We start from the raw sequence: 13,739 nt of genomic DNA, 5'->3' as shown, positions 1-13,739 counted from the left end.
TGTTTACATTTTTATCTTCCATTATCAAGTTACTTGACCAAACAAACGGAAGTATTATGTCAAGAATAGACATTATATGCAGTGATAATCTTCACAATCTATCGAAAATTGATGTATAATAGTCAGTGATAATTATTATCAAATCATATGAAAAAGGCGGTAAGCTTGAAGTGAACAAATGGACATTATTTACCAAGGCGACCCGGTTTTGGAGTTTTTCTGTTATGCTCATCCCGATTGTTTTGGGGACCGTTGGGGCATATGTATGGGAAGGGACATTCCATCCGGTTTTATTTATTCTTACATTAATAGGGGCGATTTCGGCGCATTTGTTCTCCAATATGGTGAATGATCTGTGGGACTTCCGCAACGGAACCGATACAGAAGCAAAGAATTCCGCTGGTGAAATCAGCACAAACTCCGGGCTACTGACAGGTGGGATCCTCTCGGAGTCTTTTTATGCAAGGATGACCTGGAGTATGCTGGCGATTGCCCTTATCTGTGGTGGGATTCTTAGTATATATAGCGGTTGGAATATCCTCTGGTTTGTACTTGTTGGTGCTTTAATCGCTTATTTCTATGTGGCTCCGCCACTGCGTTATGGCTATCGCGGTAAAGGCTATAGTGAGATGGCCATTTTTATTGCTTTTGGGATTATGCCTGTATTAGGCTCCTATTTCGTACAAACCGGTCAGTTTAGCATGAAGCCTGTAATTCTCTCGCTGCCTGTCGGATTTTTAACTACATTATTGTTGTTTAATCACCATTTTCTACATTGGAAAGCAGATGAGCAGGCGGGTAAGCTTACGCTTGTTGTAGTATGGGGAGAACAAAAGGCACTTGTATTCTCACGTGTACTTCTTTTCACTGGCTACGCTTCGGTGATAGTCTGTGTGCTGTTGGGTGTACTTCCTGTTTACGCACTGCTGGCGCTGGTTACAGCTTTCTGGCCGCTGCGCATTTACAGTAGTCTCAAGCAACATAATGCTTCGCCGGCTTATATCCCGCTGATGGGTGCTTCACAAAAGGCCTCCGTACGCTGCGGAGTAGTAATGGCAATAACTTTATTAATTCAAGGCTTGATCTGATACTAATAGATGGACTACAGAAGGAGTGAGCTTTCATGGAAAAGAAGGACAAGGTATTGATGGCAGAAGAACAACAAGTTAAAGGCAATCGCATGGTTCTTGGGGATTTCCACTCCATTTTAGAAGAAGGAAAGGTCTGGAAGACGGGTGGATTTACACTGCCTGACGGATCATTTTGGGCTTACCGTGAGCCGGAGGCTGTAGTTATCGTTCGTAATGACACCCTGTATGTGCGTGCGAAGTTATCTCGCGAGAATCATCAAGTGCAAATTCTGGACAATGCCAAGCACATGTATTATTCAGCCAAGCCAGTGGAGATTCCGGAAGCAGGAGAGATTAGCATTGAGCTGCAAATTCGTTGCCGTACACAAGGAACTGCACCTGGAGATCTGTATGATGGATATGTATCGCTAAACCTGCTGGATTTCACGACAGGCGCTGCGCTTGATTTCTTCGCGGGAAATGATAAATACGCTAGTGTATATGGTATTTTGCCGTTCCCGGGTGTACAAGTACCAGAAAGCACTGGAACGAAATACTTCTGCATCTTTAAAGAAGATACGGATTTCAAACCACGGGAATTCAATACGTACCGTATTACCTATCACCGTGGCAATGATGAGGCTGTATTCTATTTGAACGGCAAGGAAGTACGCCGCGAGAAAAATATTCCGCTTAAATTCAATAACTTCACTGTAGCGCTCGGAATTATGACAGAGAAGGATCTGAGTCCTGAAGGCAGTGTGTCTGTACATGGACAAACAGTTATTGCAGAATGGTCCCCAGTGACGGTTACAACAACTGAACAGTAATGCCTTGCAGGCTCATTTGACAGATAAGGGTGTATGGTGTGAATATTAAAAGCTTTCTAAGATTTGTGGAGCTGCCGACGAAGGTAGCCAGTATTATTCCGTTTCTAATGGGAACGTTGTACGCCCTGTACCGGTTTGAGGATTTTTACGTACTGCGTTTTGGATTGATGTTCGTGTCTTTGCTTAGCTTCGATATGGCGACGACGGCGATTAACAACTATTACGATTTCAAAAAAGCTTCTAAAACCCACGGCTACGGCTACGAGACGCATAATGCGATTGTTCATTTTAAGCTAAAAGAGCGCACCGTCGTGGCGACGATTGTGATTTTGCTGGCGCTGGCAGCAGGGGGCGGGATTGCGCTTGTCACTCAGACGGGTTTGCTGGTCTTTTTGCTGGGTGGACTGTCGTTCTTGATCGGTATACTTTATTCGTTCGGGCCGATTCCCATCTCGCGGATGCCGTTAGGTGAGCTGTTCTCCGGTTTGTTTATGGGCTTTGTTATTATTTTTATCTCTGCCTATATCCATACGGATGAGCATGTGGTTTCACTGCTGCTCCAGAACGGCTGGGTCAGCTTGAATATCAACATCGTGGAAGTGCTGTACCTTTTCTGGTTTTCCGTGCCCGCTATTTTGGGGATCGCAGGGATTATGCTCGCTAATAATATTTGTGATATTGATGAGGATGTGGAGAATCGAAGGTATACGCTTCCGGTGTACATTGGCCGCCGCAATGCGCTTGTGCTTTTTAAATATCTCTACTATGTCTCTTATCTGGATCTTGTAGTGCTGCTGATCTTAGGGATTAACCCTATTCTGGTTCTGTTGATTCTACTTACGCTGATCCCGCTGCGCCGAAATATTGCCTTGTTCACAGAGAAACAGGAGAAGGCGAGTACCTTTATTCTTGCCGTCAAAAACTTCGTATTGATGAACCTTGCACGTATAGTTGTGCTGGGTGCGGCTGTGCTGTTAAATGCACTAATATAAACATTCATATTTTATAAAAAAGCAGTGTCTATCGGGGTTGGAGCTCCTTTTGGCACTGTTTTTTTGCAATTTGCAGGTTTCTTTCTGTTAGAGAAACGTTTCATTCTATGATAAGGTGGCTTTAAGTATAGTAAGTAATCTATAAGGAAGAAGGTTAGCAACGATGGTGCAAAAACTTCGCTGGGGAATCATGGGCTGCGCGCAGATTGCGACAGGTTCAGTGATGCCGGCTATAATGGATTCGCAGACGGGAATGATTACAGCGGTAGCCAGTCGCGGTTTAGAAAAAAGCAGCGCTGTAGCCGCAGAGTTCGGAATAGATAAAGCTTACGGCAGCTATGAGGAATTACTGGCGGATAAGGATATTGATGCAGTGTATATTCCACTGCCAAATCACCTCCATCGGGAATGGGTAATCCGTGCGGCGGAAGCTGGCAAACATATCTTATGTGAGAAACCGATCGCGCTGAACAGTGAAGAAGCGGCTGAGATGGTAAAAGCTTGTAATGATGCTGGAGTCCATTTGGCAGAAGCTTATATGTATCGGCATCATCCTCGGATTGCGGAATTGCAAGAGATTATCTCTAGCGGTGAAATTGGCGAATTACGCTCCATTCGAGGCACTTTTACTTATAATGACGCTACAGATACCTCTAATATTCGCTTTAAATCCGCTTGGGGCGGCGGCTCGCTTTATGATATCGGCTGTTATCCGCTAAGTGCAGCACGACTGCTGTTCGGAGCTGAGCCGGAAGCCGTGACAGTACAGGCTATGTTCTCTCCGGAGCATGACAATGTAGATATGATGGCTTCAGGGCTGGTAGAGTTTCCGAAGGGGCTAAGCCTGATTTTTGATTGCGGGATGTGGGCATATAACCGCCAGCTGTTAGAGATTCTGGGGACGGATGGAATGATTGAAGTGCCTATGCCTTTTAATGCTAGAGATGAGGATGCCGAATTTTTTGTGCATACGGGAGAAGGGGTAAGACGGGTTGATGCCACCGGGGCGAATCCCTATACACGGGAGGTCGATGATTTTGCCGCCGCAGTATTTACAGGAAAAAAATTATTTGCACCTGAGGATGCAGTGCTGGGCATACAATTGATCGAGACTTGTCTAGCTTCTGCTAAAAAGCGGGAAAGAATTAGTATGCTATAAGAAGATGAATCCAATATGAATCTATGCAAAAAAACCTCCGGGCGCTCTGCTATACGCAGCTTCCGGAGGTTTTTACAGTCTCAGCTTTTAAACGGTGCTCAAGAGAATATCATCGTCATCATTGCTATTAAACGCTTCGCGGTCAAATTCACCTTCGGAATTAGCTACTAACAGAGCTGTTACAGCTGTTCCAGTTGCGTTTACAGCGGTACGGCCCATATCGATGAGCGCTTCAACACCTGCAACGATAGCGATTCCTTCAAGCGGCAGGCCGAGAGCAGTTAAGACTACCGTGGTGGAGATTACGGCAGGTCCAGGTACGCCAGCTACACCAATGGAAGAAATTATACTTACTAATACCAGTGTAATATAGTCGGTCCAGTTCAGATCAATACCGAATACTTGAGCGGTAAATACAGCCACAATAGCTGGCCAAATCCCACCGCACGCATTAAAGTTCACAGATGCCCCTAACGGTGCGATAAAGCTCGCGATCCGTGGGGAGACATGAAGCCGCTTCGTAATAACTTCGAGATTGACCGGAAGTGTTGCATAGCTGCTTCTGGTTGTGAAGGCAACAGTAATGGTTGGATACACTTTGCGGAAGAAACGAATTGGATTCACCTTCGCTACTAATAGAACCAATCCGCCAAAGATAAGTACAAAATGTATAATCATTGCTACGTACGAGGTTATAATTACACTGCCTAGCTCCTGCAACGTCTCCCAGCCATAACGTGCGGTGATTCCGGCAATCAGTGCGAATACGCCATAAGGGGTCAGGCGAATAATGAATTTCACAACCTGATGCAGTATCAGTGTTAGGGATTCAATAAGATCACGTACAGGTTTGACTGCTTCGGGTTTCTTGGAGCCAATCTTGATTATAGCTACTGCTAAGAAGATGGCGAAAATGAGTAGAGGCACAACCTTACCCGTAGCTGCTTCATTAACAGGGTTAGATGGAACAAGATCGAGGATAACCTGGGAGAAGGTCGGGATTTCCCGGGCTGCAAAATCTGCGGGTACATCTTGTTGTATACCTTGGCCGGGATTGAACAGCAGCGCAACCGATAGGCCGATAATAGAAGCGATGCCAGTTGTTCCGAGGAACCAGGCGAAGGTTTTGATCCCGATTTTGCGTAGATACTCCAGATTGGTTAAGGAAGAAATACTGTTTAATACGAGTACGAATACTAAAGGAATGACGAGCATGCGGATCAAGCTGACATAAATGCTGCCGAATGTGCTAATAGCTTTGGTCTCTAAATCGAAGTATTGAAAGAATATACCGGCAATAAGTCCGATGCCAAGTCCGATGAGTACCCGGGTGCCAAATCCAATTCGTTTACGTGCCAGTAGAAACAAAATTGCAAACACAAATATGGAAGCGACAAATCCATACCAGTTCGTTTCGATGGCGGATAATAAGTTGTTATCTATGTTCACTACCAATACCCCCTTAAACCTAGTTTTTTAATGTGATTAATCCTATTGAGATCAATCTATATAGAATTTATAGTAAAGTCAATGTAATTATATGTTAAAAATAATTAATTCCGATAAAAACCATGTGAAAAATAAAAATTGATTGACAAGGCACTATGGCATGAATAATATGGAACTTAATCACAAGCCAATTGGAATCGACTGGACAGCCGGAGATTCAACGAAAGACGCGTAAATTGCGTCCCGTTGAGTCTCTTTTTTTTAACTTTAGAGAAGGGAGAGTTACGGATTTAAGGTACAAGAATGTAATGAAGTGGTCTCTTATTTTATTTGAAAAGGATGGTACACATATGAAAAAGCTTTCGATCTCTTTGGTTGCCGCCGCTATCGTCTTCTCCGCATTGACGTATGCCGCGGTATCCGCTAACAAAAAAACAGCAGAGGCAGCACCCATTCAAGAGAGTAGTAATACAGCAGTAACCGCAGCAGCTTTACCAGTAGCTACTTCTGCGGCAGCAGTTGTTGTTCAGGCAGAAGCTACTGCAGCTCCTGTAACAGAAGCTGTCCAGCCGGAAGCTTCGGCTCCAGCAGCAGAGACAGTCACGGCAGAAGCTACTGCGGCCCCAGCAGCTGTTGATTCTGCGGCGAAGGTTGTTGCTTCAGCAGCTCCAGAAGCGGGCGCAGCTCAGCCTAAAGCAACCGCATCCCCGGCTGCGGACACCGCTAAGACGGCAACAGCTGCAACAACGGTATCTGCATCTGTTAAACCGCAAACCAGCGCGGCAACGCCTGCGCCTACGACTGCTCCAAAAGCAAACGTAACCGCTAAAGCCGTTCAGCCGACCGCAGCTCCTGTTGTATCTGAACAGCCTAAGGAAACCGCCGCTCCTGTAGCAAAAGCAACGGAGACACCTTCCAAAAAAGCTATAACCTTCTCTACAACAGAGGTAGTTAAAGCGACCCCGGCTCCGGTAGTTGAGTCTTCTCAACCGAAAACATCGTCTTCTGCACCTGCATCCACGGTCAGCGCACCAGCAGCTGCTCCAGCGGAAACGGTTCAGGCACCCGCACCGGCACCAGCCGCTGAGGAAGAGGTTTGTCCTTGATGAGCAGCAGGCTCATTCAGGATTCCTTTCAGCCCATTCATCCCATAAACCTATTTAAGGCGAGGTGCACATAATGATACGACCATTAACCTTCAAAAAAATTGTAACGCTGCTGCTGGCAGCCTCCCTGCTAATCCTGCCTACTCAGGCAGGAAGAGCTTATGCTAATCCGGATACCGCAGAAGCGATAACCTCTTCCCAAGGCGGCGTTAACCAGTTTGACTATTTCAGTCATGTCTATGACCGTCTAAATGATGCTAACCATGTATTTAAAACAGCGACGTATGAAGATATCGTTCATCTTTTTGAGAGTGAAGGCACATACGCTGTTCTGGTTGGCGGCGCTTGGAGCGAGAATACACAGGCCGATATCGGCTTTATCAACGAGGCAGCCAAGGAATATGGCATCTCTACGATTTATAACTTTGATACTAAGCTGGACGGGGACACCCTTCAGATTGCAGACAGCAATAATAAATTTGCCTATAAATATGTTGATCTGGTCAACAAGTATTTGAAGAATTTAAATCTGTCTTCCAAAGATGATCCAGAACGCAATGTCAGCTATACCAATAAAAACGGGGAAGTTGTGACTGCTAACAAGCTCGAGTCTCCATTCTTATTGGTATACAACAAGGATCACAAGGATGCACAGGGAAATAGTGCTCCTGTCGTATCCTACCTGGATAAGAGCTATTCGTGGAATGAGTTCCTGACGAACGGAACACTTGATGCGGCGAAGGTTAATGCGTATAAAACATCAGTAAGTGAGGTGCTGGGTGCCGCTTCCCGATATGACACTATCGACGAGTCGGCTTATATCAAGGCTGCATTTAATAAGAACTATGAAGGGGAAAATGAGGGAAAACCTACGATCTTCAACGAAGCGGATGGCACGCTTGTTTATGAACATGTGACCTATCATCAGCTGAAGCAAATTTTAGCGAGTGAGGGAAACTATGCGATTTTGTTAGGCGGGTCGTGGTGCCCTAACACGCAAGCGGTGATTAAATATATCAACGAATATGCCAAAAAACATAATATCAATAAGATCTACTTCTTCGACACTAAGTTGGATGCTGGTGTGACCGTTGCTGAGCCTAATAACAACAGCGGCACTAAGGGCAGTGCAAATCCGCATAATAATAATGAGCTTCAGATTAGAACCACTAATCATCCGTATGCGCAGCTTTATGTTGATCTGGTTCGTACTTATCTGACCAATATCAAGACCGAAAACAATTCAGCTGCCAAACCAACTGTAATTAGTTATGTAGATGGACTTGGAAACACCGTGAGCGGAGACAGACTTCAAGTTCCATATCTGTTCACTTATAACAAGGACAACAAGGATGCAGGAGGCAAAAACTCACCGATTCTAGGGCATGTTGAACTTATGTACAGCTGGACGAATATCCAACCGGATTACGTGCAGGCTAATTACCCAATCGGAGCCAGATACAATAACACTACAACAGCGCTGGATAAAATATTCTCCAGACTCGAAGCTGTGCCGGCAGGACTTACCGGTGTAGCACCAACAGCGGCCGGCAATAAGGATGGGCAAATTGTAGGCACCAGTGCAGCATTGGAATTTAAGCTTGCTGGAGACGAGGCTTACACCCCAGCTTCGGGATCAGCCATTACAGGGCTTGCACCTGGTGTTTATAAGGTAAGATATGCCGCTACATCGGGCTATCAAGGGCCAACTTCCGCAGCTGGACCCACAATCATTCCTTATAATGCTGGCGAAGACGTAAGTGTGGAAGTTCCTGCTTACACCCATCAACAAGCAGCCCCGACAGGACTGGTAGGCGTAGCACCTACTTCTGAAGCTAATGATGATGGGCAAATTACGGGTTCTGCTGAAGGACAGGAGTATAAAGGCGTTGGAGAAGCTGATTATAAGCCTGTAACAGGTACAGCTATCACTGGTCTTACTCCGGGCTTCTATAATGTGCGATATGCGGCAAAAGAGGGATACAGCGTAGGTAAAGACGCTACAGTTGAAGTCCCGGCATATGGTGAGCAAGCGGCACCTACAGGATTAGTAGGTATAGCACCAACCAGTGCAGCCAATGACGACGGTAAAATTATAGGAACTACGAAAGCGCTGGAATATAAGCTGTCTACGGTTACCGATTATGTCTACGCATCAGATGTAGAGATCGTTGGACTGGTGCCGGGTATCTATCAGGTAAGATACGCAGCTAAAGAAGGATTTAACGCGGGTAGAGCAGCAGATGTAATCGTTCCAGCATTCACTGCGGAACAAGCAGCTCCAACTGGGTTACAGGGAGTTGCTCCTACCTCAGCAGCGAACAATGATGGAAGAATTACGGGAACCACGACAGCCTTAGAATATAAGCTGTCGAGTGTAACTAATTATGTGTATGCACCAGATAAAGAAATCACAGGATTAATACCGGGCACGTATCAAGTGAGATACGCAGCCAAAGAAGGTTATAAGGCAAGTCCAGCGACTGACATTGTTGTTCCGGCCTATGTGCCTATTTCAGATCCTGGAACAGGTGGAACAGGTGGATCGGGTGGCAATTCTACACCGAGCACGACTACACCAACACCATCAGCAAGCCCTCAACTGGTTGCTACGGCAACAGCAGGGAGTACCGTGAACCTATCAGCAACAGCAGCAACTAAAACGGATAAAACCACAGGAGTGACTACTGCAACGATCACAAAAGAAACTGCTGCTGAATTCGTGAGTCTCGCTAAGAAGGCAGAAGCTGATGGGAAGAAAGCTGTTCTTGAAATTAGTGTTGCAGCTACTTCAGATACTCAAACCGCTGAACTTACTCTTCCAAGAAGCATAATTAATGAGTTAGCCGCCGGAACGAAGGCGGAGATTACCATTGATTATGAGAATGTGGGTACGATTACGTTTGATGCCAAATCATTGGCAAGCATTAGTGCAGCTTCAGATGCCGGAGACATCATTATTAGAATCGCGAAGGTGTCATTAACGGCAGAAGGCAAGGCTGTTCTCGGAGACAGACCAGTTTATGACTTGTCGGTTATAGCGGGTGAAAGCACGATTTCCACCTTCGGTGGGGGCAGTGTTCGTGTCAGCGTACCGTACGTGCTGCAAGCGGGAGAACGGTCAGATGCGGTTATTGTGTATCACATTAACAGCACTGGAAGTTTGGACAATGTACGTGGAAATTACAATGCCGCTAAGGGAACTGTAGATTTCGTAACCACACATTTCTCCCAATATATTATTGGATATAATCAAGTGAGCTTTGCAGATGTTCCAGATGCCTCATGGTATAGCCATGCAGTAGGTTTCTTGGCAGCACGCAGTATCACATCTGGTACGGATGCTGAGCATTACAGTCCTAATGCCGCAATAACCAGAGGACAGTTCATTGTCCTGTTGCTTAAGGCATATGACATCGCACCAGATGAGGTTGCCGCAGATAATTTTGCAGATGCGGGCAATACGTATTATACGAATTATCTTGCTGCAGCTAAGCGCCTTGGGGTAGCAACGGGTTCGGGAGATAATCTATTCCAGCCAGAGGTTCAGATCACTAGGCAGGAGCTATTTACACTCTTGTACCGCTCGCTTGTAGCGCTAGGTGAACTGCCATCTGAGAAAACAACGGCCACGCTTTCCGGCTTTAGTGATGCTGGACAGATCGCTGGTTATGCACAAGAAGCCCTTCAAGCGCTGGTAGAGAGAGGTGTAGTGACCGGAGCGAACGGTAAACTCAATCCGAAGGAAGTCACTACAAGAGCAGAAGCAGCACAGGTTATTTACAATTTGCTATCCAAATAATCAGCGACTAAGACATAGCGGACGTCACGTAAGTAGCGTTCAACTATGAGTGCGGCGACTCGGTTTGGCTAAGACAGCAGAGCAGCGATTCCTCTTTTATTGGAGTATCGCTGCTCTGTTTTTTTGTTTGTTAGCTGGCTGGTTGCCCTTGCCCTGTCCGCTTGCACGCTTGCCCTCTTGCCCTCTTGCCCGCTTGATTCAGCAGCTCATTCATTATCGGCGCGGCTTTCGGACCCAGATGACGTTATTTTCCACATTCCAGCCTTTGGGGCATAGTTTCGGACTCCAGCGACGCTATCGCTTAGAAAAAGGTGCGTTTATGGTGTTTTTCATGCTGATAGCGACTATGGGGTCCTTTAGCACTCCAAATGTGGTAAAAATCCACGTATAAGGTCAGCTGTGTCCGATAGCGTGCTCGCTCTCTTACGCAAAAATGCTACCCCACCAAACGGACTCTGATCTTAGCCCGGTTTACTAAAATAAAGGGAGTGCCTACAGCCATTTCGTGGCATCGGTGGCGCTGCCTTTCGCTATAAATCTCTAGGGGGTGGCCTAATGGCCACTCTTTTTTTAACTAGACATAAGAATAGCAGACTAAATCATGGAAGAGGATTCTACTAAATGATACAATTATTGTAATTACATAAAGTAGTAATATTTCACATTATTGATTAGTTACTAGAAAGGGGACTGAGATATGGGTTTAGCTGACGATCCGGTCATAGCGATTTCAGGTTTATGGATGAACTATACAGACCGAATGGTGCTAAAGGGAATTGATCTTAAGGTATATAGAGGACAAATTATTGGTTATATCGGCCCTAACGGGGCAGGTAAGAGTACAACGGTGAAGATTATGCTCGGTTTGGTAGAAGGATATAACGGTAAAGTGGAGATTTTCGGTAAGGATATTGCTGATGGAGATGTTTCTTACAAGAAACGTATAGGTTATGTGCCGGAGGTAGCCGAATTATATGATAGCCTCACTGCAAGAGAGTATCTAACCTTTGTTGGCGAGCTGTATGGGCTAGGTCGTGCGGAGGCGGACTACAAGGCCAAAAAATTAACCACACTGCTAGGTTTGGAGAAGTCTTACGATATGCGGATTTCTTCGTTCTCAAAAGGGATGAAGCAAAAGGTGCTGCTTATCTCCAGCATGCTGCATGACCCCGATATTTTATTCCTGGATGAACCGCTGAGTGGTTTGGATGCTAATAGCGTGATGATAGTGAAGGAGATTTTTGCATCGCTGGCGGCACGGGGGAAGACCATTTTTTACTCCTCACATATCATGGATGTGGTTGAGAAAATCAGTAGCCGGATCATTTTGATTGATGGCGGGGATATTGTGGCGGACGGAAGTTTTGCGGAGCTGAAGGAGAAAGGCCGCGAAGGGACGCTTGAAGATATTTTCAATCAATTAACCGGATTTGATAAATACCGTGATATCGCTGGTGAATTTGTTGCGGTCATGCAAGAGCAAGAGGTATCCTCTTATGACTGATTTCTTCGTGCTGAGGCTGTTGGATAAGCTGCGGGGTGCATTTATAAGATTTGGAGTCGATTATGACACCATGCGGAGTATTCTGCAGATCAAACTGACCATGGACGGAAGAAGAATGCCTACAGCGCTTGCAGGTATGCAGAAAAAGGAGAACGTTAAAGAAGGTTCGCCTTTGCGATTGCAGTGGATTTACTTACTGTTTGGTTTAATATTAATTCCGCTAACGCTATCCAATGATCACTATATGCTGCAAATGAGCTTAACCTTTGGGATCATTATGTTTTTTGTCTCCACAACCCTGATCTCTGATTTTTCTTCAGTAATGCTTGATTTACGTGATAAAAATATTCTTTTTTCCAAACCCGTCAACCGAACCACCTTAAATATGGCCAAAAGTATCCACGTTCTTCTCTACTTAGGGACAGTTACATTGTCGATCACTGGTCCATCTTTGGTATTTAGCCTATTTAAGCAGGGGATCGCTTTTTTTCTGATGTATGCGGTGACAATTGTCTTGTTAGACTGTTTTATCCTCGTAATAACTGCACTGCTCTACCTGATGATCATGCGGTTTTTTGATGGGGAGAAGCTCAAGGATATTATAAATTATACGCAAATCCTTCTAACGATCGGAATAATGGTGGGCTATCAATTCATCTCCAGGTTGTTCAACCTCACTGAGCTTGGTGCTGCTTATCATCCTGCTTGGTGGCAGTACTTTATTTTTCCGGTTTGGTTCGCGGCTCCGTTTGAACTGTTGCTTGGTGGAGCGAGAGAACCCTATTACTTCATTCTCTCATTGCTGGCTTTGATAACCCCACTTGTACTGATCGTAGCTTATATTAAGCTGATGCCACAGTTTGAGCGGAATTTGCAAAAGCTGGCGGAGCAAGGCTCCGGTGGAAAAGACAAGGGCCAGCTCGCAGAGTGGCTCTCGCGCAGAGTATGCAAGGAACCGGCAGAGGGGATTTTCTTTCGGTTTACTTGGTCCATGATGAAGAATGAGCGCGATTTTAAGCTGAAGGTCTATCCTGCACTTGGCTTTTCTATCGCATTCCCGTTTATTTTTATATTTGGTATATTGCAGAATAGTTATGATGGTTCCCTTAAAGGTTCAAAAGTGTACTTGTTAATCTATTTCTGCACGATGTTAATGCAGACTGTAATACAGATGCTACGCTACTCTACAAGTTATAAAGGAGCTTGGATTTATAGGCTGATTCCTTTACCCGATAGCACGCCTATTTACCGTGGGATGCTTAAGGCGGCGCTGCTGCGGCTAGTCTTGCCTTTATTTGCAGTAGATGCGGTATTGTTCATTCTGTTGTTCGGTGTGCACATTGTACCTGATTTAGTAGTGGTATTATTCGCCATGCTGATTTTCTCAGTCATCTGCTTTCGTGTTTATCCGCGGAGCTTACCTTTTTCAGAGCGTTATGAGGCAGCCAAACAAAAGGATTACACTGGAGTCGCCTTCATGCTTATGTTTTTGCTGATGGGGATGGCGGGTATTCACTATGTCTTCACTTTATTTACCGGAGGAATTTACATCTATCTGTTAGTTCTGGTAGTTTTGAATCAATGGTTATGGCGAAAGACCTTCCCCAAAACCCCATCAACCACAGGTCACATATCCAACTTTCCGGGGTGAGTGAATGCGTCAAATATGGACATTTTTTGCCGACATAAAAAAAGGGTATAAATTCCAGTATTTTCTTAGACAATCGGCTGAATACAAGGTAGAATACATCTAAAGTTGCTTTTCAGGGATAACCTATAATCTTTACGCACTCTTCCATTTATCTGATATTCGTGTACTGATTTTTT

At 45.2% G+C, this 13,739-nt stretch carries 9 protein-coding genes; 8 read left to right on the top strand and 1 reads right to left on the bottom strand.

Translation table 11 applies throughout. The annotated features are described in order from the left end of the window. Positions 1–170 precede the first annotated feature (170 nt). The 4 genes from NSS82_RS28845 (at position 171) to NSS82_RS28830 (ending at position 4,051) form a co-directional block, all read left to right on the top strand. Positions 171–1,088: a prenyltransferase gene (locus tag NSS82_RS28845; protein WP_036682043.1), complete on the top strand. Its 918-nt coding sequence runs from the start codon at positions 171–173 to the stop codon at positions 1,086–1,088. 35 nt (positions 1,089–1,123) lie between these two features. Continuing rightward, complete coding sequence (locus tag NSS82_RS28840; protein WP_249267652.1) at positions 1,124–1,900, top strand: DUF6081 family protein; 777 nt, start codon at positions 1,124–1,126, stop codon at positions 1,898–1,900. A gap of 38 nt (positions 1,901–1,938) precedes the next feature. Continuing rightward, positions 1,939–2,892, top strand: coding sequence for a 1,4-dihydroxy-2-naphthoate polyprenyltransferase (gene menA, locus NSS82_RS28835; RefSeq protein ID WP_036682041.1), 954 nt, complete (start codon positions 1,939–1,941; stop codon positions 2,890–2,892). Positions 2,893–3,055: 163 nt separating this feature from the next. After that, a complete protein-coding gene (locus NSS82_RS28830; protein ID WP_076099703.1) occupies positions 3,056–4,051 on the top strand; it encodes a Gfo/Idh/MocA family protein in 996 nt (331 codons plus the stop codon). 87 nt (positions 4,052–4,138) lie between these two features. Here NSS82_RS28830 and NSS82_RS28825 read toward each other — a convergent pair whose 3' ends face one another. Next, the gene (locus NSS82_RS28825) at positions 4,139–5,494 is read right to left on the bottom strand and encodes a dicarboxylate/amino acid:cation symporter (RefSeq protein ID WP_036682429.1); all 1,356 of its coding nucleotides are present in this window, start codon (positions 5,492–5,494) and stop codon (positions 4,139–4,141) included. Positions 5,495–5,850: 356 nt separating this feature from the next. On the opposite strand from NSS82_RS28825, the gene NSS82_RS28820 reads away from it, so the two are divergent. The 4 genes from NSS82_RS28820 to NSS82_RS28805 all read left to right on the top strand — a co-directional run bounded on the left by NSS82_RS28820 (position 5,851) and on the right by NSS82_RS28805 (position 13,563). Next, on the top strand, positions 5,851–6,606 hold the full coding sequence (locus tag NSS82_RS28820) for a hypothetical protein (RefSeq protein ID WP_076272921.1): 756 nt from the start codon (positions 5,851–5,853) through the stop codon (positions 6,604–6,606). Positions 6,607–6,679: 73 nt separating this feature from the next. Beyond that, positions 6,680–10,408, top strand: coding sequence for an S-layer homology domain-containing protein (locus NSS82_RS28815; protein WP_076272920.1), 3,729 nt, complete (start codon positions 6,680–6,682; stop codon positions 10,406–10,408). A gap of 697 nt (positions 10,409–11,105) precedes the next feature. Then, on the top strand, positions 11,106–11,912 hold the full coding sequence (locus NSS82_RS28810; protein WP_036682032.1) for an ABC transporter ATP-binding protein: 807 nt from the start codon (positions 11,106–11,108) through the stop codon (positions 11,910–11,912). Beyond that, complete coding sequence (locus NSS82_RS28805) at positions 11,905–13,563, top strand: hypothetical protein (RefSeq protein ID WP_076105046.1); 1,659 nt, start codon at positions 11,905–11,907, stop codon at positions 13,561–13,563. Before NSS82_RS28810 ends, NSS82_RS28805 begins: the two co-directional genes overlap by 8 nt. Positions 13,564–13,739 lie beyond the last annotated feature (176 nt).

Source organism: Paenibacillus sp. FSL H7-0735 (assembly GCF_038008505.1).
Taxonomy (GTDB): Bacteria; Bacillota; Bacilli; order Paenibacillales; family Paenibacillaceae; genus Paenibacillus_AQ; species Paenibacillus_AQ odorifer.
Note: the sequence above shows the minus strand (reverse complement) of the source record. Positions and strands in the feature narration are given on the sequence as shown.

What these genes read in the sequence shown, in the direction of transcription:
- NSS82_RS28830 (WP_076099703.1), top strand. Translation starts at nt 3,056, where the DNA reads ATGGTGCAAAAACTTCGCTGGGGAATCATGGGCTGCGCGCAGATTGCG.
- NSS82_RS28820 (WP_076272921.1), top strand. Translation starts at nt 5,851, where the DNA reads ATGAAAAAGCTTTCGATCTCTTTGGTTGCCGCCGCTATCGTCTTCTCC.
- NSS82_RS28805 (WP_076105046.1), top strand. Translation starts at nt 11,905, where the DNA reads ATGACTGATTTCTTCGTGCTGAGGCTGTTGGATAAGCTGCGGGGTGCA.
- NSS82_RS28815 (WP_076272920.1), top strand. Translation starts at nt 6,680, where the DNA reads ATGATACGACCATTAACCTTCAAAAAAATTGTAACGCTGCTGCTGGCA.
- NSS82_RS28840 (WP_249267652.1), top strand. Translation starts at nt 1,124, where the DNA reads ATGGAAAAGAAGGACAAGGTATTGATGGCAGAAGAACAACAAGTTAAA.
- NSS82_RS28810 (WP_036682032.1), top strand. Translation starts at nt 11,106, where the DNA reads ATGGGTTTAGCTGACGATCCGGTCATAGCGATTTCAGGTTTATGGATG.